We start from the raw sequence: 20,494 nt of genomic DNA, 5'->3' as shown, positions 1-20,494 counted from the left end.
TCCCGTTCAATACGATTTCACGATTTGGCAATTGTTGAATTAACTGCTGTTGGTTATCCGCCACCACATCGATGACGTTTTCCGCCAGCGCTTCCTGGGCGGTCAAGGTGGCGGCATCGCGCACTGCCTTTTCCGCCCAGTCGGCATTGCGCCCGTGACGCTGGGCGAGGCCGCGGATATAGGCCACGGAATCATTAATCACCTTGCGCTCCATCGCGGTGCCGGGCTTGGCGCTATCTTTCTCGGCTTCAGCTTCATCGCCTGTACCGGCACTCTTGTCGTCACCGCTCTTATCACTGCCGCCTTCCGCCGCTTTATCGGGTGCGTTTTGTGGAGGCTCCTGCTCACCCGGCATGCCGCCAATTTGCACCGGTGTCGCCGCGCCGAGCGTCGTCGAGGGTGTCATCGCCGCCACATGACTGGCGTAGAGAATATAGGTGCCAGCACTGGCGGCACGGGCACCTGCAGGAGTGACGTAGGTGACGTAGGGAAGATCGGACGCGAGGATATGCTGGATAATATCCCGCGTGGCCGCATCCAGCCCCCCGGGGGTATCCATATTTACGATAAACAAGCGCGCACCCTTTTCGCGGGCGGTCTTGCTGGTGCGAATCAGATAGTCGGTGGTTGCCGGTCCAATCGGACCATTAATGGAGAGCTGCGCAATATGCGGTTGATTCTGCGCTTCGGACTCGCCGGCGCCGCCTACCACTCGCTCTGTTTGACTCTCTTGCTCCGATTGCCTCTCTTGCTCCGGTTGGGAGAGGCCAGCAATAGAAAACATCTGCCCCAGAATCAGCAGCAGGCAGGCGGTTACCGCTTTCGAACACCACTGTTGCATAAGTGTTATCCCGGGTGCGAAAGGACAGGAAACACAAGCGTAACAGAATCGCCAGCAGGTATAGGGAATTGAGCGCCGGTTACCGATAAGCCGAAACCTGTTGCCGACGCATAGTGTGTAGATCAGCTCGCCGCCAGGTACCGCTTGGCGAACTTGGAGTCCATTTTTTCCAGATCAACTACCACCAGACCATCCACGGAATCGCAGAAATCCGGGTCGATATTGAATGCATGGAAACTGGTGCCGCCGGGGCTGGTCACCGCGGTGTATTTTTTAAAAAGTGGCGGCAGCACCACACCTTCTTCTTTGAGAATTTGCTTCAGCTGCAGCATATCCCCATTGGCGTCACCAGTGAGCTCCGGCAAGTCTGCGCGTGCTTCGATAAATGGCAGACGCGCATTGCCCATAGGCTTCTGGGTAGCAAAGTGGTGTAGAAAATAGCGCACGATGGCGGACTTGGCGCGGCGGGAGAAATTGCCGGGCATGGAGACCGGGCCGAACAGGAAGCGGCGGTTATTGCGCAGAATCCACTGGCCGATACCGCACCAAAGCAGATCCAGGCCTCGACTGCGCCAGTATTCCGGTAGCAGGAAACTGCGGCCCAGTTCGGCGGAGGCCGGCAGGCACTCTTCCGGGGGGCGGGAGTAGTTGAACAGGGTGGTGCTGTAGATCTTGTCTGCAGTCAGTCCGTCGGTGCTCACCAGTCGATAGGCACCGGCCAGTTGCTGGCGCTGTTTATCCCACAGCAACAGGTGATCGTACCAGGCATCGAAGGCATCCCAGTCGCGGCTGTTGCCGGTACCCTCGCCCACCGCGCGGAAGGCAATTTCCCGCAGGCGGGACAGCTCGCGCATAACCGGGCAGTCGGACTGCTGGCGGTAGAGCTTCACTTCAAACTCTCCCTGCGCGACCAGGGTTTCACAATTGGCGAGAACCGCAGCGACTTCGGGAGCAGCCTCCGCACCGGCGATGGGTTCCGGTGCCAGCCCCTGTGGATTTTTGTGCAGGCGGTAAACCTGCTTTTTCCACAACTTGGCCTGAGCGCGGGGCGCCATGGGCCAGTCCCGATAGTGCTCCGGGGTTACCGGTGTGCCGATGCGGATATCGATACCCTTGCGCACCTGTTTGAACATTTCACGGATCAGCCACAGGGTAGATAGCGGCTTGTTCACCATGGACAGACCGTACCACCACAGGGAATTTCTGCCGCGTACCTGCACCGGCAAAATAGGCGCGTCGGTTTTATCGGCGAAGCGGATAAATCCAGGATTCCAGCGGCCATCGCGCACACCCTGGTGGGTCAGGCGCGACACTTCCCCGGCGGGGAACACGATAATCACACCGCCAGCGCGCAGGTGGCTGTATATACCTTCCACGTCTTCGCGGCGGGTGCGACCATTAAAGTTATCCACCGGCAGTAAATAGCCACGCAGGGGTTCGATATTCCACAGTAGTTGGCTGGCCACCGCTTTCACGTCCTTGCGTACCCGCGCCACCATATCGATCAGGGCGAGCCCATCGAGGCTACCCAGAGGGTGGTTGGACACAATCACCAGCGGGCCAGACGTAGGTATCCGCTCCAGCTCCGCCAGATTGACGTCGTAATGAAAATCGAAGGAGCGGAACACCTGGCGGATAAAGTCCAGGCCTCCAAGGTGCGGGAAATTTTTACCGAATTGCTGGAGCTGCTGCTCACAGCAGATTTTCTTTACCGTGGCGGAAACCAGGCGGCGCGCGGGGCTTTTCGGCGCGGCGCTGTACCAGGGATTTTTCTGTAACAGGTTTTCGAGCTGAATCATGCGGCTACCGCCTCTGTCATGATACGTGCAATCTTCGGCGTCCGGTGCCAGTGCAATACGTTTAGAGCGCCACTCTTTTCTTCCACAATGGCGGTCATGGAGTCGACCCAATCACCGCAGTTGGCATAGGTCACCGCACTGTCTTTTGACGCGCTGTGACGGATACCCGCGCGATGAATGTGACCACAGATAACACCGTCGTAACCTTTACGACCGGTTTCGCGAATAGCCACTTCTTCGAATTTGTTCATCATCCGACGGGCGGCGTTTACACGATTTTTTACGTGATTCGCGAGGGACCACCATGGCTTATCGAACCGGCTGCGCCAGTAATTGATCCAGCGGTTAAACCGCAGCATCAGGTAATAGCTCTGATCGCCAATGTGGTAGCTGACAGGATTGATATCGATGTGATGTTCGAACTGGTCCCCGTGGGTAACCCAGTAGCGCTTGCCGTCGGAGGCCGTGTGGACCCACTCGCGCTCGACGCGGATATTGCCCAGGCGTTTGCCCGCCCAGCTGCGCATGGGCGCGTCGTGGTTGCCGGGCACGTAGATGATTTCCGGTACCCGGGTGCTGAGGTCGGACAGCATTTCCAACAGCATGCTGGAGGCCTTGCACCAACTGCCCTTGCCCTGGGACATGGCCTTCATATCGAAAATATCGCCCACCAGATACACGGTGTCCGCGGTGTTCTGGGCGAGGAAGTCCGCCAGCCGTTGCGGCTCGCTATCCCGGCTACCCAGGTGAACATCGGAAATCCACAGTGCGCGATATCGATTACTCATTGGCAAGTTCCATCCAGATTCCATCAAGGGTTTGGACCACATCAGATGGGATAAAACTTTGCTTGAGTTTTCTTACAAACCGGCGGCTGTTTCTTGAAGCTTCTATTGCAAACCAACCACAAAGAGGAAAATGGTGACGAAAATTGGGCTTTGGAGGAATAACGGTGTGCCCTCCACCTTAATTGCGCACCCGCTGAATAGTTTCCAGTCGAGATACACTGCCCAGATAATCCTGCCAGCTGGCCTCTAGCTCGGCGGTCTGGTAGCGCTGGTATTTCTCACGGTCCAGCCAGTAGACCCGGGTTCGGGCTCTGCGCAGATCAATCAGTGGCAGCTGATCGATGGCCGCCGAACCCTCCTTGAATACCGAGCCTGCGCGGGAATTCTGGATCATATCGCTGACAATGGTGAGTTGGACGTGCTCCGCGGCCGGATCCAGATGGTTGAGTGCGACCACATCGGACAACGCCTCGTAGATGGGAGAAACCGGCTGCTCGCCACCGGAAACCGCGCGACCAATGGCGTGATCCAGAGGCTGCTCGAAACGCTGCTTGTACAGCGCCTGTACAAACTGCTGGTTCGCGGTAAGCGCACTGACACTCTCGCCGGAATGCGGCTTGCACAGATTGATCACCGGCTCCGACAGCCCGTTGTAGTGATCATCCAGCACGAAAATGGAGAAGCGGTCGTTTACCGACGCCGTCTCCAGTAATCCGGACAAATGGGTTTTCAGGAAATGCGCCTGGTGCGCCGAGAGCGTATCGGAAGCGTCGATCACCACAAGGTGCTGGGCAAAGCGCGGAAGATGCGGATTGCACAGGGTGACCTTGTCGAAATCCCGCGCCGGCGAGCGCACCACCTGCAGCGCAAACACCACCAGTGCTGCCAGGATCAGCGCTCCCAAGGCAAAAATCAGCGTGCCTCTTTTGTCTTCCCTGGACAATCGCCGCCAGGGGCGAGCCCGGCTGAGCGAGCGACCCGGCGAGCGACAAGCGCGACGACGGTGAAAGTCTCCCATCACACTCTCCGCAGTCCGTGATCAAGCTCCAGTTTATCCACAAGTGCGGCGAGAGAGGCCTGAATCGATTCACAGCGCTGATTGACCACCCCCACCGCATCGCTATAGGACTGATCGAGCTCATCCATCACCGTTTCGAAGGTGACAAGATCCCGCTTGTGCTGCTCCAGTCCGGTGGTATTCAGCTGTGGCAGCTTGTCCAATTCAAACCGCAGCAGCTCGCCAAAGTAGGCAGAGCGCCGATTCATCATACGTGCCGAGTAAGACTGGTAGTACCGCACCAGCTCATCCAGCAATCCCTGCGCCTTGATGATGTCTTCGTGATAGTGGCGATGGATTTCCTCGCTGCGCTCGATGCTGGCCTTGAACTGGATAAACTGCGCGCGAATGGTTTTTTCCGTATCGGAAATGGTTTCCTGAATATCCTCGGCCATCTCGTTGACGCTTTCGATGGCGTCTTCATGGGCCTCGCGCCATGCCTGCTGTTGCTGTTTCACACGGCGGGTAATGGCGGTGTACCCGGGGTAGCGGTCATCCACCACAAAAAACTTGGCCGCCAGCAGAATCAGCGCGATGCCGCTAACCACCACCATGATCCAGGAATTGAAATCCTGAATACCCAGGGGCTGTGCCTGTAACGTGGTCATCGCTACCTGCGACGCGGTGAATGGATTGGCTTCCAGCGCCTCGCGGTAGTGGCCAACGCCGAGCACGAATACCACCGCGGTGGTCAGAACCGCGAGGAACAGGGTTCCGGAACCGATTTTTCTCAGCGGGTTCTGGTGCAGGCAGTGGCGCAGGGAAAACGCAAGAAATGCGGCAAATCCGAGGTTAATCATTGAAATGATAAACGCCTGAAAAAAACCGCCCACCAAACCCAGGTCACTGCCCTTCGACAGGAAAAAAGCGTTTAGCACCGTCTCCATAATCACAATAAAAAAGATCACGGAAAAGTGCAGCAATTTGGACTCCCGATACACCGCCTCGCGGGTGAGGCCGTTGCGCTGGCGGAACATTTCCAGGTCCATGCGCAGTGCGGAGTACTCCTGGGCGCGCTGCTTCAACCCGCTCACCAGATGGGCCAGACGCCCGGCAACGGTTTTCTCCACCAGCGACTCGGTGTTTTTCATTTCCTGGTGCAGCTGGCGGATATCCACCTCACTGCGATCCGCCAGCTCCTTGTCCAGCTCGCTCTGGCGGTTTTCATGCACCCGGCCGATGATCTCCCGCACCACGTAAGAGCGCATACTCTCTTCGCTCTCGGTGTGGTTGCGACGATCGACTTCGGGAATACCCGCTTTCACATCGCGCTCGACGCGCTGCTCGATTTTGAGGGCTGTGATGGCGGCTTTGGTAGCCGGAATTGAGGTCATGCTGTCACCTAAAAACTTCCACTACATTTTAGGTTTTCGGGAGGAAGGACTCCCTTTTTCAGCATAGCTGGCAGCATTCAGCCAGCGGCTTCGATGCGACAAATGGCGTTAGGAAAGCAATGCAGGCGCCAGAATTTCACGGAACAGGCGTCGATGTCGACGAAAAGTCGGGTATTTCTACTCCGCAATCCCAAATTCCGGGCATAAAAAAACGGGCCAATTGGCCCGTTTTCGCAACCGCTCTCCGATCAGTCGGAATCTGTCGGGTGCCGCATGGGTGCCGGGAACGGGAACTGGGCCACCTTGTCGCCCTTCACTTCATGCACCTTGCCAACGCCCTCCTTCTCCACCTCATCGATGCGCACAATGCTGTGCATGGGGATATAGGAGCGCTTCACCGAGGAGAACTCGGTCTTCAGCTTTTCCTCACTGGGGTCAACCACCAGCTGGGACTTTTCCCCAAACACGAACTCTTCCACTTCGATAAAGCCGTACATCTCACTCTGGTAGATGGCACGGGCGTAGAGCTCGAACACCTGGTTCTGGTTGTGGAAAATGACTTTGTAGATTGGGTTTGCCATAGATCGCTCAATGAGGGGGCGGAAATGTACAAGGGAAATTGCGAAAGCCCCGTGAATTCTAGTGTGCGGGTGGCCTCAGCCACGAAAAGCGCGGAAGGGTACCACCGGAACCAACCCCCGTCTATGCAGCCCCAAACGCGGCCGGTATAATGCCCCACCTTTTGAATTGACCAGTTTTTAACCAGGCCCAACATGTCTATTGAGATGTCCCCCGAGAAGTCCTCCGAACCGACCGAAAAACCGGTGAAGAAGCTCTTTATCAAGACCCACGGCTGCCAGATGAATGAGTACGATTCTGCGCGCATGCGGGACCTGCTGGGCGAATCTCACCAGATGGTGCCCACCGACGATCCGGAAGATGCGGACGTGCTGCTGGTGAACACCTGTTCTATCCGCGAGAAAGCACAGGAAAAATTGTTCCACCAGCTGGGCCGCTGGAAGCACCTGAAAGAAAAGAACCCGGATCTGGTGATCGGGGTTGGCGGCTGTGTGGCAAGCCAGGAAGGCGAGGCCATCGCCAAACGCGCGCCCTATGTTGACCTGGTATTCGGCCCGCAGACCCTGCACCGTCTGCCGGAGATGATGGAAACCAAGAAGCAGCAGAGCGGCGCCATCGTTGTCGACGTTTCCTTCCCGGAAATCGAAAAATTCGACCGCCTGCCGCAGCCGGAAGCGGACGGCGTAAGCGCCTTCGTATCCATTATGGAAGGCTGCTCCAAGTACTGCACCTTCTGTGTGGTGCCCTACACCCGCGGTGAGGAAGTGAGCCGCCCGGTGGCGGACGTGCTGGAAGAAGTGGCACACCTGGCAGACCAGGGAGTCCGCGAAGTAAACCTGCTGGGCCAGAACGTAAACGCTTACCGCGCGCCCGGTGAAGACGGCCAGATCGTGGATTTTGCCGAGCTGATCACCTACGTTGCCGCCATCGACGGTATCGACCGCATCCGCTACACCACCTCGCACCCGGTGGAGTTCTCGGATGCGCTGATCGATGTATACGCGGAAGTGCCGGAGCTGGTAAACCACCTGCACCTGCCGGTTCAGAGTGGTTCCGACCGCATTCTGATGGCGATGAAGCGCGGCCATACGGCGCTCGAGTACAAGTCCAAGATCCGCCGCCTGAAGGCGATTCGCCCGGATATCTGCCTGTCGTCTGACTTTATTATCGGCTTCCCCGGTGAAACCGAGCGTGACTTCGAGGCCACCATGAAGCTGATTCAGGATGTGGGTTTCGATATCTCCTTCAGCTTCATCTACTCCGCCCGCCCGGGCACGCCGGCGGCCGACCTGCCGGACGACACTCCGGAAGAAGTGAAGAAACACCGACTGCAACTGCTGCAACACCGCATCAACCAGCAGGCCCGCGAAATCGCACACCGTATGGTGGGCAATGTAGAACGCGTTCTGGTCAGCGGCGTCTCCAAAAAAGACCCGGGCCAGTTACAGGGCCGGACTGAAAACAACCGCGTGGTCAATTTCCGCTGTGATCAGCTGGAGCTGATCGGTAAGTTTGCCGATGTGCTGATCGAAGAGGCACTGCCGAACTCCCTGCGCGGGACTTTGGTGGCTTCTGAGCTGGATGGGCCGCTGAGCTGATTTAGTGGTCCTTAATCGGCGGGGCCTGTGGCGGCCCTGCTACCGATAGTCCTTTGCGAGACACGCCGTGAACCCATCCCTGGGGGCTCTTCCACGAGGTCCCTCTCGCGGAAGGTCTCGCAAAGGACTATCGGTATCAGCGCCTTCGCTTTACACATCAAACCAACTTGAATCCATGTGGTCGTACGTGCACTGAAGCCGATGCTAAGGGCATGCTGCCGGGATTCGTTTCCGGGACCGTACGCGGCCATGGATGGCCGTGTCCGAGCGCACAGGGGTAAGGCAAGTGTTTGTGAAGCAACGCTTCGCACGCAGCCGAACGACGCCAATCTTGATTGGCGGCCGGCCCGCTTGCGGGTGCTTGTAGCGTGTCCCGGAAACGAATACCGGCAGCAGGGCCGCCACAAGGCTAGCTACGGAGCACCAAAGACCTGGCACCATCTACGAAGCTCCGAAGCCCACTACGAAGCACCAAAACCCGGAAGCGACCCAAAACCTTCATACTCCCCTGTTATAAGCCACCCGACCGGTTAGAACCCATTCGTCACAAACCGGCCTTTCCCATACCGGTGAAATGGGTATAACCTACAGACTGAACCATCAGACAAAGGTGCATGGAACCCAATTTGGAAACACAAGCCCTCGCTCACAGTATCACTCTTGAGCCAAACGACGCCCGCCGCCTGGCCAACCTCTGTGGCCAATTTGATCAACACCTGCGCCAGATAGAGCAGCGACTGGATATCGAAATCCGCAATCGCGGCAATCAGTTTGCCTTCTACGGCGATGCCAAGTCCGCCCGCGCCGCCGGCGAGATATTGAACAACCTGTATCAGGAATCCGGAGCCAACGACGAAGTGACCCCGGAGCAGATTCACCTTGCCCTGCAGGAGTCCGGAGTGGAAGAGCTGGTCAGCGGAAAGCAGCAAATCGAAGAAGGGGAAGGCGATCAGGTGGTACTGATCCGCACCAAGAAATGTTCCGTGCGCCCGCGAGGGATCAACCAGCGCAAATACGTACGCGCGGTTCAGACCAACGATATCAACTTCGGCATAGGCCCCGCCGGTACCGGTAAAACCTATCTGGCCGTGGCCTGCGCCGTGGAAGCCCTGCTCAAGGACTCCGTGGAGCGGATCCTGCTGGTACGCCCGGCGGTGGAAGCCGGCGAGAAACTGGGCTTTCTGCCCGGTGACCTGAGCCAGAAGGTCGACCCCTACCTGCGCCCCCTGTACGACGCCCTGTATGAAATGCTCGGCTTCGAGACCGTGGGCAAGCTGATCGAACGCAATGTGATCGAGGTAGCCCCGCTGGCCTATATGCGCGGCCGTACCCTGAATAACGCGTTTGTGATTCTCGATGAGAGCCAGAACACCACCCGCGAGCAGATGAAGATGTTCCTCACCCGGATCGGCTTCGGATCCACCGCGGTGATTACCGGTGACCCCAGCCAGATCGACCTGCCCCGCGGCCAGGCCTCCGGCCTCAAGCACGCGATTGAAGTGCTGAGCAACGTCAACGGCATCAGCTTCACCCACTTCGGCGCCAAAGACGTGGTCCGCCACCCGCTGGTACAGCGGATCGTGGAGGCCTACGGTGAGCACGAAGCGGAAGTGGAAGCGCAGCAGGAAGCCGAGCGCGCGGCGCGCAAGGCCGCTGCGCTGGAAGCCGCTGGTCGCGCTGGAGAAAATGCGGCCTGAGGCCGCGCCCATGAACGCCAATTTGTCCGAGAGCCAGTCGCGCTCGCCCGCTGACGTCCATCTGGATGTGCAGCGGGCCACCTCCTGCTCCCCACTCCCAAATGATGCCGATCTTGCCCGGTGGGCGACGGCTGCCGTGGGCGAGCATCGCACCCAAGCCGAGATCTCCTTGCGCATCGTCGACGAGGACGAGAGCCAGGCCCTGAACGGCCAGTATCGCGGCAAAGACAAACCCACCAATGTACTCTCCTTCCCTGCGGACATACCTCCGGAGCTGGGCCTACCCCTGCTCGGCGACCTGGTGATCTGTGCGCAGGTAGTGGCGCGGGAAGCGGAACAGCAGCACAAAGCCCAGTCCGCACACTGGGCACACATGGTGGTCCATGGCACACTGCATCTTTTGGGTTACGACCATATCGAGGACGATGAAGCCGAGATCATGGAAAATCTCGAAACCCGCATACTGGCTGAACTTGGTATCGAAGACCCATACCAGCCTATTGAAGCGCCTGCGCAAGACGCACAGGCCGAAAAAACGACAAACGGAACCGACGAGTAACGCGGAGTATGGCCACATCCATGACCACCGACGAACCCCCAAGTAGCTCCTCTTCCAACCGCCCCCGATCGGGGGAGAAAAACTGGTTGGAAAAAATACTGGGTGCCTTCTCACAAGAACCCAAATCCCGCGATGAGCTGCTGGACATCATCAAGGACGCCGCCGAAAACAAGGTGGTCGATGCCGAAGCCCTGTCCATCATCGAGGGAGCGCTGGATGTTTCCAGCCAACAGGTGCGGGAGATTATGATTCCGCGCTCACAGATGGTGGTGGTCAGTATTGAAGACTGCCCCAAGGACTTCCTCCCCAAGATCATCGAGTCCGGCCACTCCCGTTTCCCGGTGGTGGGCGAGAGCATCGACGATATCCGCGGCGTCCTGCTGGCCAAAGATCTGCTGCCACTGGTGCTGAAAGGCGTAGACGATTTCCGCCTGGAAGATCATATCCGCCCCGCCAATATCATTCCCGAAAGCAAGCGCCTGAATATCCTGCTGCGGGAATTCCGCGAGAACCGCTATCACATGGCTGTCGTAATCGACGAGTATGGTGGTGTCTCGGGCGTGGTAACCATTGAAGACATCCTCGAAGAAATCGTCGGCGAAATTGAAGACGAGACCGACGAGGAAGAAGCGGATAGCTTTATCCGCAAAGTGAGCGACAACGACTTTGTGGTGAAAGCGCTCACCCCCATCGAGGACTTCAACGACTATTTCAATTGCGAATTCAGCGATGAAGAGTTCGACACCATCGGCGGTCTGATCATGCAGTCCTTCGGCCACCTGCCGGGGCGCGATGAAATGACCAAGCTCGGGGAATTCCAATTCCGCGTCCTCTACGCCGACAACCGGCAGATTCACCTGCTGCGTGTAAGTCGGTTCGACAGGCCCGCTGAAGAAGATGGTTGATGCGTAATTCTACGTTCTACTCGAGGGCTCTGCCCTCGGTGGCCGCCCTGATCGCGGGCGGCCAGCTTACCCTTTCCTTTGCGCCGTACAATTTGTGGTGGTGCAGCCTGCTCTCCCTAGGGCTCTTTGTCTGGCTGCTGGCGCCAGGAAAAAATGCACCAGCGCTCTCCGGCAAACAGACCTTCTGGCTGGCCCTGTGTTACGGCTTTGGCCTGTTCGCCACCGGTGGCTCATGGGTATATGTTTCCATCACCGATTTCGGTAACTCATCCCCACTGCTCGGGGTGATTCTTACCGCTGCCTTTGTCGGCATTATGGCGGTGCTGTTTGCCCTGCCGTTTATCCTGCTCGCGCGCTTTCGCGCAAACCCGGTTTCTTTTGCCCTCTCCTTTGCCGCACTCTGGTTTATCAGTGAGTGGTGCCGCACCTGGATGTTTACTGGCTTTCCCTGGCTGTTTGCCGGTTACGGACATATTCACACCTGGCTTGCCGGTTGGGCGCCGATTCTCAGTGTTTACGGTATTGGCCTGTTGCTGGCGTTTACCTGCGCAGTGTTCGCGCTGTTCGCACGCTGGGCATTCGGCACAGGCCTGTGGAAATCTCCGGCGGCGATGGCTCTGGGCATCTCTGCCGCCCTGATCTGGCCTGTAGGCCTATTGCTGACCAATGTGGAGTGGACTCAGGCCAGCGATGACTCACGTACCGTTGGACTGGTGCAGGCGAATATCCCTCAGGAAAAAAAGTGGTTGCCGGAATTTCGCGGTGAAACCATCCGACGCTACCAGACCGCCACAGAATCCCTACACCAGCAGGGCGTAGATCTGGTGATCTGGCCCGAAGCAGCGCTGCCGTTGCTGTACCATCACGCACCCAATTTGATGGAAGCCCTGCAGTCCAACGCGCAAGATGCAAAGACCGACCTGATTACCGGAATTCTCTACGATACCGAGCAGAATCACCGCCGTGTGGTGCACAACTCCGCTGCGGTATTCGGCAGCGAACAACAGCTCTATCACAAACGCCATCTGGTGCCCTTTGGTGAATATGTCCCACTGGAAGACTGGATCCGCGGCACCATCGAGTTCTTCAACCTGCCCACGTCATTTATCCGCCCGGGCCCCGAAGGGCAAACACCGCTGAACGCCGGCGGGCTCAGCTGGGCACTGCTGATCTGCTACGAAATTGTGTATCCACAGCTGGTTGCGCAGAGCAGTGGCGACGCACAGGTTTTGCTGACCCTGAGTAACGATGCCTGGTTTGGGAAGTCCATCGGTCCACTGCAGCACATGCAGATGGCACAGATGCGCGCGCTGGAGACCCAGCGCTACCTGGTGCGGGGCACCAATACCGGAATTACCGCCATTGTCACTCCCGACGGTAACATCTCCGAGCAACTTCCCCAGTTCGAACAGGCCACCATGGTTGGCCAGGTACAGGCCCGCAGCGGCGTAACGCCGTTTATGGTGATGGGTGTCTGGGGCCTGGTAGCACTGGCGGTATTCATGCTGATAGCCGCGGTCCTGTTGCAGCGCCGCCGGGAATCCCCCGCAAACACCACCGATGGTGCCGTGGCCCGCGCGCTGGACTAGCCCACACTTACCCTCGGGCCGAAAGCCGGGGCGGCGATTGCCTTCCTTTGCCGCCCGGTTTCACCTGCCCGGCCAATATTCCCCCGGAATCCACCGCAAGCGAACTTGCGGCTGCTATTATCCTGAGATATTCACCGGGTAAATCGCCCGCAGACTTTTCGGATCACCGGGAAGCCATTGCAGTACATTTACCCACAGGCCCAGCGCCTCCCCCCTTTCCCGCCGGCACAGAATGCCTCCGGCCCGGATCGGGGAAGATACAAATTTGCACTTATTTTGACTGCACAGATCAAGTCCACGCGCCGAACCACTTTTGGCAGCGGCGGACAATGTGCGGCATGGATGCCTGAGATATGCATTGCTTGATTACCGGCGGCACCGGATTGATTGGCCGCCAATTCTGCGAGAAGTGGCTGGAGAGAGGCCACCAACTCACCGTATTGAGCCGTACGCCGGATAAAGTTCACCGCCTGTGTGGCGAGGCGGCCAATGCGGTGCGCGACCTGCAACAGGTTGAGGGGCCGGTCGACGTGGTGGTGAACCTGGCAGGGGAAACCATTTCCCGGCGCTGGAGCGAGGCCCGCAAGCAGGAAATCCGCCGCTCCCGTCTCGACACCACCAGCGACCTCACACGCTGGGTTCTGTCCCAGCCCCAGCGCCCCAAATACGTCCTCTCCGGTTCGGCTGTCGGTTACTACGGTGACCGAGGTGGTGATCTGCTCAAGGAAACCAGTGGCCCGGGCGGTGGCTTTGCCGCCGAGCTGTGTCGGGACTGGGAGGCGGCCACACTACCGCTGCAACAGGCCGGTATCTGTGTGGGTATCATGCGCACCTCGATTGTGCTGTCCATAGACGGCGGCGCCCTGAAGCAGATGTTACCGGCATTCAAGGCCGGACTCGGTGGCCCAATGAGCTGCGGGGAACAGTGGATGAGCTGGATTCACGAGGCGGATATCGTCGGTCTGATGCTGCATGCGATCGACCGTCACCTGTGTGTGCCATTCAATGCCTGCGCACCAGAGCCGGTCACCAACAACAGCTTCTCGCGCCTGCTGGCAAAACAGTTGCGCCGGCCATGCCTGATGCGTACACCGGCCTGGATGCTGAAAATCCTGTTTGGGGAGATGGCGGAGGAGTTACTGCTGGCAAGCCAGCGCATGGAGCCGCGCACCGCCCTGGACAGTGGCTATAGCTTCCAATATCCAACTCTGGAAAAAGCCCTCGAGGACCTGTTGGCCCCGGCGGGCAGTAACGGCAGTGCCCACGCCTCTTCGCGAGGGCACTAGCTGGCTTCTCGCGATACCTTTCAGGCGGCGGCGTTACTTCGCACCAGCACCTCATCCAGGTAACTACGCGCCGACTCGGAAGTCACCGGATCGACCTTGCACTCCATTGGTGCAGAGCCCACCCACTGAGCGTGCCAGCGAAACCAACTGTGGGCTTCCTCGACGTTGACCGCACCCTCGCTCTCCGCCTTTTCCTGGCGCAACTCGACAAAGTCGGTTTGCTCGGGATCCAGATTGAATTCGCGCACAATTTGACCAACGAAGGTTTCGAAATTCTTACTGAGCTTGGCGCCGCTCTCGACACCCGCGGACAACATGACCAGTTGTCGACTGCCACGGCGGGCCATCTTGAACCCAACCCATACCGGACGATTCAGCCGATTATGCAGCTGAATAGGGGAAAATGACGCAGGAAAATCTGACATCAATCCGTACCTCAAACTTTTTTGTTGTTATTCGCTAGGTAGCCTGTTCTGCCGCTACCCGGAAGCCACTCAGGCCATCCAAAGGCAAACAGCGGAGGCAGCCATACTAGTTTTATCTGAAACTAACGGCAACCTCACCAGCCACCCAAAACCCGCGATTACATTCTGGTCAATTTATCGAAATCAACACTGCCTGCGTGCCGGTAGCGACCGCCACCGGTACCACTGCAGGCCCAGTAACTCCCGCCAGTAAACCTGGCTGCGCATCAACGCCCCGGCACTGGGTAACCAGCGCAACAGACCGCTCTCACCCCGTGGCACCAGTTCACCGGGGCTGCCCACGGGCAGCGGTTGCACCTGCAGCCCGGCACGGGCAAAAGTTTCCGCAGCGCGGGGCATGTGCCACCAGTGGGTAACCAGGAGTACGCTTTCGACTCCGGAATCGTGTAGAAGTGCCGCCGAATTGGAAGCGTTCTCCGCCGTGTTGCGACTGCAATTCTCACGCCAAGTGGCACTACGACCGAACAGTTCCTCGAGGGCACCGGCCATCAGGTCGGATTCCGGGAGCTTTTCCTCCTCAAACACACGCCCACCGGTAACCAGAATCGGCATTTTCTCCGGCGCCTGCTGTACCGCCCAGGCAACCCGTTCAAGACTTGCGGCAGAGAGCCGCTCGACACCACTGTCCCCATCCCGGTAGCGCCCACCGCCGAGGACCACCACCGCAGAAGGCTCCGACTCCGGGGCCACGGGCAACTCGTGAACCAGGCGCTGCCCAAGCCAGCCGGAAAAAGCCGGTGTCGCGAAAACCCACAGCGTGAGGAAGCACAGGATAGCCAGTGGCAGTGACAGTTTGGCGACGGGGGAAGAGGCAGGAAAAAACCAGAAGGCAAATGCCAGCAGCATCCCGACAAGGGGGGCGAATGGCGGCATCACCAGTGTCGTAAGTGCAGTTTGCAGTTCCATTATTCCGTTTGCGCGCGATCCATCTCAGGATGTTGATTTCAGGGCGCAGCCTCCTTGTCTATTCACAAAGGGGGCTAGCGGTCTTCGGAGCCGCCCACAATCTGGCGGAAGCAGCCATAGCCACAGCGGTGGCAGGGTGTCACTTCGGCACCGGCATCTGGCAGCGCCCGGTAACCGCAGCCGAGACACTGCAGCTCTTCGCCTTCGCCGACAATCTCACCGGCCAGCGCCCAGGGCTCACCGCGCTTGATACAACCCATTACCGCGGGCCACACGGTCTTGGTGGGGTCTGCCGCATCCAGCAGCCAGTCGCCGACACGCTCCTCCTGGGTCAGCAGCTCGCCCCCAAGATCCTGCAGGTAGTTTTCCGCGCGGTGGGCGTCGTCCTTGATCCAGGCGTTGAGGAAAGCCGCCTTGCGCGCGGTGAAACTTTCCACGTCCAGCTCTTCCCCCACCAGCTTTTCCAGCTCGCGTTTGGCCTCGGTAGAGAGCTTGCCATCTTCCCCTGGAAGATCGGGATTCGCGACCTTGCCGGCCTCTTTAGGTTTCTTACTCACCTTATCCCTCCTATAATTCGCGGTTTTCCGGCCGGGCCTTAGACTCCCGGTCAGAACACCCCAATAGATCGAGTCACAGAGTATAGGTTCCCCACAGATGGAAGAGCAGTACAACCCCTCCGCAGTCGAAGCCGCCGCCCAGGGCCATTGGGCCGAGCAGAAAAGCTTCGAGGTAAAGGAAGACCCCAGCCGCGACAAGTTCTACTGCCTATCCATGTTTCCCTACCCCAGCGGCAAGCTGCACATGGGGCACGTGCGCAACTACACCATCACCGACGTGATCTCCCGCTACCAGCGCATGCAGGGCAAGAACGTGCTGCACCCCATGGGCTGGGACGCCTTCGGTCTGCCGGCGGAGAATGCCGCCATCCAGAACAAGACCGCGCCGGCCAAGTGGACCTACTCCAATATCGACTACATGAAAGGCCAGCTGAAGTCTCTTGGCTTCGGTTTTGACTGGTCCCGGGAGCTGGCCACCTGCCAGCCGTCCTACTACAAGTGGGAGCAGTGGTTCTTCACCCGCCTGTACAAGAAAGGCCTTGTGTACAAAAAAATGGCTACGGTGAACTGGGATCCGGTGGACCAGACCGTACTCGCTAACGAACAGGTGGAAGACGGCCGCGGCTGGCGCTCCGGTGCATTGGTCGAACGCCGGGAAATCCCCCAGTGGTTTATCAAGATTACCGATTACGCCGAAGAACTGCTGAAAGACCTGGACCAGCTGCCGGACTGGCCGGAACAGGTGCGCACCATGCAGCGCAACTGGATCGGTAAATCCAAAGGGGTCGAGCTGGCCTTCGCATTGCCGAAAACCATAGCCGGTGTCGACCACTTCGACGTCTACACCACCCGCCCGGACACCCTCATGGGCGTCACCTACGTGTCCCTCGCGGCAGAACACCCGATTGCGCTGGAACTGGCAGAGTCCAATCCAGAGCTGAAAACCTTTATTGACGAGTGCAAAAAGCAATCCATGTCCGAAGCCGATATGGCCACCATGGACAAGAAAGGCATGGACACCGGCCTCAAGGCCATCCACCCGCTTACCGGTGAAGAAGTGCCGGTGTGGATCGCCAACTACGTACTGATGGATTACGGCTCCGGCGCTGTGATGGCGGTACCCGCCCACGACCAGCGTGACTGGGAATTTGCCAAGAAATACGACCTGCCGATTGAGCAGGTGATCGCCCCCACCGGCGACGAGTCCATTGATCTGGAAAAAGAAGCCTTCACCGAAAAAGGCGTGCTGGTCAATTCCGGCGGCTTCGACGGCCTCGACTTCGACGCCGCCTTCAATGCCATCGCCGACGGCCTGGAAGCCGCTGGCAAAGGCCGCGTCACCACCAACTACCGCCTGCGCGACTGGGGTGTCTCCCGCCAGCGTTACTGGGGTGCACCGATTCCCATGTTCAACCTCGCCGACGGCGGCGAAATTCCGGTACCGGCGGAGAAACTGCCGATCCTGTTGCCGGAAGACGTGGAGCTCGACGGCACCACCTCACCGATTAAAGCGGACACAGAGTGGCGCAAAGACGAGTACAACGGCGAAGCCGTTGAACGGGAAACCGACACCTTCGACACCTTTATGGAGTCCAGCTGGTACTACGCCCGCTACACCTGCCCGGATTTCGAAGAAGGCATGCTCGACCCGGACCGCGCCAACTACTGGCTGCCGGTGGACCAGTATGTGGGCGGTATCGAACACGCCATTCTGCACCTGCTGTACGCGCGCTTCTTCCACAAACTCATGCGCGATGAAGGCCTGGTAAAGAGCGATGAGCCCTTCAAGCGCCTGCTGTGTCAGGGCATGGTACTGGCCGAATCCTTCTACAAAGAAGACAACGGCCACAAAACCTGGATCGCGCCGACTGCCGTCGACGTAGAGCGCGATGACAAAGGCAAGCCGATCAAAGCCGTAGAACGCGCCACCGGTGAAGAAGTGGTTGCCGGCGGCGTGGTGAAAATGTCCAAGTCCAAAAACAACGGCATCGACCCCCACGCCGCGGTACAGGAATACGGTGCCGACACCGTGCGCCTGTTCACCATGTTCGCCGCGCCCCCCGAGCAGACCCTCGAATGGCACGACTCCGGTGTGGAAGGTGCAAGCCGCTTCCTGCGCAAACTGTGGAAAACCGTCCACGGCCATATCGAAGCCGGCGACGGTAGTGCGGCGATTGATACCAACGCGCTGTCCGACAAGCAACAACAGCTGCGCCGCAAAACCCACGAAACCATCCAGAAAGTCAGCGACGACTACGGCCGCCGCCAGACCTTCAACACCGCCGTCGCCGCGGTGATGGAACTGCTGAACGAAGTGGGCAAGGTAGCAGAGCGCGACTCCGCCAACGGCCTCGCCGTAGAACGCGAAGCCCTGCAGGCCGCCGTCATGCTCCTCGCCCCGGTCACCCCGCACATTAGCCACGAACTGTGGAAAGCGCTGGGCAACAGCGGCGAACTGGTCGACGCGCCCTGGCCCAAAGTGGACGAACAAGCCCTGGTCCGCTCCAGCATCACCCTGGTGGTTCAGGTCAACGGCAAACTGCGCGCAAAACTCGAAGCGCCCGCAGACGCCGACAAGGAAACCCTGGAAAAAATGGCGCTGGCCGACGAAAACGTACTGAAATTTACCGAAGGTAAAACCGTGCGCAAGGTGATCGTTGTACCCGGTAAACTGGTCAACATCGTCGCCAATTGATTGACCCCGAGTGGTGGATGCGCTCTCGCTTATCCACCCTACAAATTAAGGCAGTACCTCGACGTAGGGTGGATAAGCACAGCGCATCCACCTTCCCTTACGAAGCACAATGCTCAGATGCGAAGGGTGGGTGCCGGGTACAGGTTTTCAGGAGCGTCGCAAACAGGATGTTTGCGCCGCAGCGCCCAGGGATGGGTCTACAGCGGTCCTGAAAACCTGTACCCGGCACCCTCCCACCACCACATCAGCAAAAGAACGCAACGGACCTCGATGAAATCAATAATGCTCCGCACCCTAACAATAATCCTGGCCATAGCAATCTCAGCCTGTGGCTGGCACCTCCGCGGCGCACCGAAAAACTTCCCTCCCGGAAGCAAGCTCTACATCACCACCGAAGACCCCAGAAGCGAACTTGCCGAAAGCATCACCCGCCTGCTGCAAACTAGCGGCCTGCCATTAGCAGAAGCGCCTAACGAAGCCGACTTCACCCTCACCATCCACAAAGAGATCGAACAAAAACGTACCGTCTCCGTGGATGCCCAGGGCCGCGCCTCCGAATACGAACTCATCACCAGCGCCGAATACAGCGTGCGTGACAACACCGGCCGCGACCTCCTTACCATGGCCCGCGCCGACGTCTACCGCACCCTCGAATGGGACGACGCCGAAGTCGTCAGTAAAGGGGAAGAAGAGCGCCTGCAGCGGGAAGAAATGCGCCGCGAACTTATCGGCCGGATCATCGACCGCCTGCGCCGTATCGAAATCAACACCCCAGTCCGCGACAGCCCGGCACTGCCCTGATATGCCACGCATCAACCCGCGCCAGCTCGCGCAGAACCTACGCCAGGGACTCGCACCCATCTACGTCGTCACCGGCGACGAACCGCTACTGGTGCAGGAATGCTGCGACAGTATCCGCAACGCCGCGCGCAAACAGGGCTTCAACGAGCGCGACCTGCTGCACGGCGAACACAACTTCGACTGGGGCCAACTGCTCTCCGCAGCCGGCTCCCTCTCACTGTTCGCAGACAAAAAAGTAATTGAGTTGCGCCTGCCCGGCGGCAAGCCCGGCGACAAAGGCAGTAAAGCCCTGCAGGAGTTCGCCAGCATGGCGAACGACGAAACCCTGTTGCTACTGGTATTGCCACGCCTCGACCGCTCGCAACTAAACAGCAAATGGGTAAAGGCGCTGGAAGCCAAAGGCGTACTGATCCAGATCTGGCCGGTAGACGCCTCCGAAATGCCGCGCTGGATTCACCAACGCCTGCGCGCCGCCAACCTCGACGCCGAGCCGGAAGCCATCCAGATACTGGCCGAGCGTGTGGAAGGCAACCTGCTCGCCGCCAGTCAGGAAATTGAAAAGCTGAAACTGCTGGCACAGGACACGGTGATTACCGCCGACACCATGAATAATGCCGTCGCCAGCTCCGCACGCTACGACGTGTTCGGTTTGATCGACAAGGCGCTCGCTGCCGACGCCGCGGGCGCGGTGCGCACATTACAAGGGCTGCGCGCCGAAGGTGTGGAAGCCCCGGTGGTGCTCTGGGCCATTGCCCGGGAAATCCGCACCTTGCTAGAAACCCAACAGAAATTGGATCAAGGCCAGCCCATCAACCGTCTGGTGCGTATCCAGAAACGCCAGCCGCTGATTCAGGCCGCCTGCCAGCGCCTGCGCCCGCGCCACCTGGAAAACTTCCTGATGCGCGCGAGGGCAGTGGATAACGCCATCAAAGGCGGCAAGGAAATGGACCCCTGGGCCGGACTACTGGAGTTGACCCTCAACCTCTCCGGCAAGCGCAGTATCTAGCGCTTGCCGTAA

The 20,494-nt window shown here is 58.9% G+C and carries 17 protein-coding genes and 1 pseudogene; 9 read left to right on the top strand and 9 right to left on the bottom strand.

What is annotated here, in order from left to right; all coding sequences use genetic code 11:
- The 6 genes and pseudogenes from ACXAG1_RS08625 to ACXAG1_RS08600 form a co-directional block, all read right to left on the bottom strand.
- Window positions 1-841 (bottom strand): annotated as a pseudogene (locus ACXAG1_RS08625) (NfeD family protein); the annotation flags it as partial.
- A gap of 122 nt (window positions 842-963) precedes the next feature.
- Complete coding sequence (gene olsF / locus ACXAG1_RS08620; protein ID WP_475119487.1) at window positions 964-2,640, bottom strand: bifunctional ornithine lipid synthase OlsF; 1,677 nt, start codon at window positions 2,638-2,640, stop codon at window positions 964-966.
- On the bottom strand, window positions 2,637-3,428 hold the full coding sequence (locus tag ACXAG1_RS08615; protein ID WP_475093595.1) for a UDP-2,3-diacylglucosamine diphosphatase: 792 nt from the start codon (window positions 3,426-3,428) through the stop codon (window positions 2,637-2,639). The genes olsF and ACXAG1_RS08615 overlap by 4 nt, the downstream gene beginning before the upstream one ends.
- Window positions 3,429-3,606: 178 nt before the next feature.
- The gene (locus ACXAG1_RS08610; RefSeq protein ID WP_475093596.1) at window positions 3,607-4,446 is read right to left on the bottom strand and encodes a hypothetical protein; all 840 of its coding nucleotides are present in this window, start codon (window positions 4,444-4,446) and stop codon (window positions 3,607-3,609) included.
- Window positions 4,446-5,819 (bottom strand): hypothetical protein, encoded by a 1,374-nt coding sequence (locus tag ACXAG1_RS08605; RefSeq protein WP_475093597.1) that lies wholly within the window; start codon window positions 5,817-5,819, stop codon window positions 4,446-4,448. Before ACXAG1_RS08605 ends, ACXAG1_RS08610 begins: the two co-directional genes overlap by 1 nt.
- Window positions 5,820-6,067: 248 nt before the next feature.
- Window positions 6,068-6,400: a DUF1820 family protein gene (locus tag ACXAG1_RS08600; protein WP_197023776.1), complete on the bottom strand. Its 333-nt coding sequence runs from the start codon at window positions 6,398-6,400 to the stop codon at window positions 6,068-6,070.
- A 192-nt stretch (window positions 6,401-6,592) separates the two neighbouring features.
- Between ACXAG1_RS08600 and miaB the strand changes: the two genes are divergently transcribed.
- The 6 genes from miaB to ACXAG1_RS08570 all read left to right on the top strand — a co-directional run bounded on the left by miaB (window position 6,593) and on the right by ACXAG1_RS08570 (window position 14,032).
- The gene (miaB, locus tag ACXAG1_RS08595; protein WP_475119486.1) at window positions 6,593-7,996 is read left to right on the top strand and encodes a tRNA (N6-isopentenyl adenosine(37)-C2)-methylthiotransferase MiaB; all 1,404 of its coding nucleotides are present in this window, start codon (window positions 6,593-6,595) and stop codon (window positions 7,994-7,996) included.
- A 614-nt stretch (window positions 7,997-8,610) separates the two neighbouring features.
- Window positions 8,611-9,693 (top strand): PhoH family protein, encoded by a 1,083-nt coding sequence (locus ACXAG1_RS08590; RefSeq protein ID WP_475119485.1) that lies wholly within the window; start codon window positions 8,611-8,613, stop codon window positions 9,691-9,693.
- 10 nt (window positions 9,694-9,703) lie between these two features.
- Window positions 9,704-10,252: an rRNA maturation RNase YbeY gene (ybeY, locus tag ACXAG1_RS08585; RefSeq protein WP_475119484.1), complete on the top strand. Its 549-nt coding sequence runs from the start codon at window positions 9,704-9,706 to the stop codon at window positions 10,250-10,252.
- A gap of 8 nt (window positions 10,253-10,260) precedes the next feature.
- Window positions 10,261-11,157, top strand: a complete 897-nt coding sequence (locus ACXAG1_RS08580; protein WP_475093601.1) for an HlyC/CorC family transporter — start codon at window positions 10,261-10,263, stop codon at window positions 11,155-11,157.
- Window positions 11,157-12,746 carry an apolipoprotein N-acyltransferase gene (lnt, locus tag ACXAG1_RS08575; RefSeq protein ID WP_475119483.1) on the top strand — a complete coding sequence of 530 codons (1,590 nt, stop codon included), beginning with the start codon at window positions 11,157-11,159 and terminating at the stop codon, window positions 12,744-12,746. The genes ACXAG1_RS08580 and lnt overlap by 1 nt, the downstream gene beginning before the upstream one ends.
- Window positions 12,747-13,099: 353 nt before the next feature.
- Complete coding sequence (locus tag ACXAG1_RS08570) at window positions 13,100-14,032, top strand: TIGR01777 family oxidoreductase (protein ID WP_475093604.1); 933 nt, start codon at window positions 13,100-13,102, stop codon at window positions 14,030-14,032.
- A gap of 20 nt (window positions 14,033-14,052) precedes the next feature.
- On the opposite strand, the gene ACXAG1_RS08565 is transcribed toward ACXAG1_RS08570, so the two are convergent.
- From ACXAG1_RS08565 to ACXAG1_RS08555, 3 genes are all read right to left on the bottom strand, one after another.
- On the bottom strand, window positions 14,053-14,457 hold the full coding sequence (locus ACXAG1_RS08565) for a hypothetical protein (protein WP_475119482.1): 405 nt from the start codon (window positions 14,455-14,457) through the stop codon (window positions 14,053-14,055).
- A gap of 183 nt (window positions 14,458-14,640) precedes the next feature.
- Window positions 14,641-15,423: a YdcF family protein gene (locus ACXAG1_RS08560; protein ID WP_475093606.1), complete on the bottom strand. Its 783-nt coding sequence runs from the start codon at window positions 15,421-15,423 to the stop codon at window positions 14,641-14,643.
- A 74-nt stretch (window positions 15,424-15,497) separates the two neighbouring features.
- Window positions 15,498-15,980 carry a zinc ribbon-containing protein gene (locus ACXAG1_RS08555; protein ID WP_475119481.1) on the bottom strand — a complete coding sequence of 161 codons (483 nt, stop codon included), beginning with the start codon at window positions 15,978-15,980 and terminating at the stop codon, window positions 15,498-15,500.
- A 97-nt stretch (window positions 15,981-16,077) separates the two neighbouring features.
- On the opposite strand from ACXAG1_RS08555, the gene leuS reads away from it, so the two are divergent.
- The 3 genes from leuS to holA all read left to right on the top strand — a co-directional run bounded on the left by leuS (window position 16,078) and on the right by holA (window position 20,482).
- Complete coding sequence (leuS, locus tag ACXAG1_RS08550) at window positions 16,078-18,675, top strand: leucine--tRNA ligase (protein WP_475119480.1); 2,598 nt, start codon at window positions 16,078-16,080, stop codon at window positions 18,673-18,675.
- A gap of 282 nt (window positions 18,676-18,957) precedes the next feature.
- Complete coding sequence (locus ACXAG1_RS08545) at window positions 18,958-19,476, top strand: LPS-assembly lipoprotein LptE (RefSeq protein WP_475093609.1); 519 nt, start codon at window positions 18,958-18,960, stop codon at window positions 19,474-19,476.
- A gap of 1 nt (window position 19,477) precedes the next feature.
- Window positions 19,478-20,482 (top strand): DNA polymerase III subunit delta, encoded by a 1,005-nt coding sequence (holA, locus tag ACXAG1_RS08540; RefSeq protein WP_475093610.1) that lies wholly within the window; start codon window positions 19,478-19,480, stop codon window positions 20,480-20,482.
- The last annotated feature ends 12 nt before the right edge of the window (window positions 20,483-20,494 follow it).

Source organism: Microbulbifer sp. ABE4_465, from assembly GCF_056160765.1.
The sequence above is the reverse complement of the archived record's forward strand: the minus strand, read 5'-3'. Positions and strand labels throughout refer to the sequence as shown.

Bases quoted from the DNA above. Each gene is read 5' to 3' on its own strand.
- olsF (WP_475119487.1), bottom strand. From the start codon at position 2,640: ATGATTCAGCTCGAAAACCTGTTACAGAAAAATCCCTGGTACAGCGCC.
- ACXAG1_RS08615 (WP_475093595.1), bottom strand. From the start codon at position 3,428: ATGAGTAATCGATATCGCGCACTGTGGATTTCCGATGTTCACCTGGGT.
- ACXAG1_RS08610 (WP_475093596.1), bottom strand. From the start codon at position 4,446: ATGGGAGACTTTCACCGTCGTCGCGCTTGTCGCTCGCCGGGTCGCTCG.
- ACXAG1_RS08605 (WP_475093597.1), bottom strand. From the start codon at position 5,819: ATGACCTCAATTCCGGCTACCAAAGCCGCCATCACAGCCCTCAAAATC.
- ACXAG1_RS08600 (WP_197023776.1), bottom strand. From the start codon at position 6,400: ATGGCAAACCCAATCTACAAAGTCATTTTCCACAACCAGAACCAGGTG.
- miaB (WP_475119486.1), top strand. From the start codon at position 6,593: ATGTCTATTGAGATGTCCCCCGAGAAGTCCTCCGAACCGACCGAAAAA.
- ACXAG1_RS08590 (WP_475119485.1), top strand. From the start codon at position 8,611: ATGGAACCCAATTTGGAAACACAAGCCCTCGCTCACAGTATCACTCTT.
- ybeY (WP_475119484.1), top strand. From the start codon at position 9,704: ATGAACGCCAATTTGTCCGAGAGCCAGTCGCGCTCGCCCGCTGACGTC.
- ACXAG1_RS08580 (WP_475093601.1), top strand. From the start codon at position 10,261: ATGGCCACATCCATGACCACCGACGAACCCCCAAGTAGCTCCTCTTCC.
- lnt (WP_475119483.1), top strand. From the start codon at position 11,157: ATGCGTAATTCTACGTTCTACTCGAGGGCTCTGCCCTCGGTGGCCGCC.
- ACXAG1_RS08570 (WP_475093604.1), top strand. From the start codon at position 13,100: ATGCATTGCTTGATTACCGGCGGCACCGGATTGATTGGCCGCCAATTC.
- ACXAG1_RS08565 (WP_475119482.1), bottom strand. From the start codon at position 14,457: ATGTCAGATTTTCCTGCGTCATTTTCCCCTATTCAGCTGCATAATCGG.
- ACXAG1_RS08560 (WP_475093606.1), bottom strand. From the start codon at position 15,423: ATGGAACTGCAAACTGCACTTACGACACTGGTGATGCCGCCATTCGCC.
- leuS (WP_475119480.1), top strand. From the start codon at position 16,078: ATGGAAGAGCAGTACAACCCCTCCGCAGTCGAAGCCGCCGCCCAGGGC.
- ACXAG1_RS08545 (WP_475093609.1), top strand. From the start codon at position 18,958: ATGCTCCGCACCCTAACAATAATCCTGGCCATAGCAATCTCAGCCTGT.
- holA (WP_475093610.1), top strand. From the start codon at position 19,478: ATGCCACGCATCAACCCGCGCCAGCTCGCGCAGAACCTACGCCAGGGA.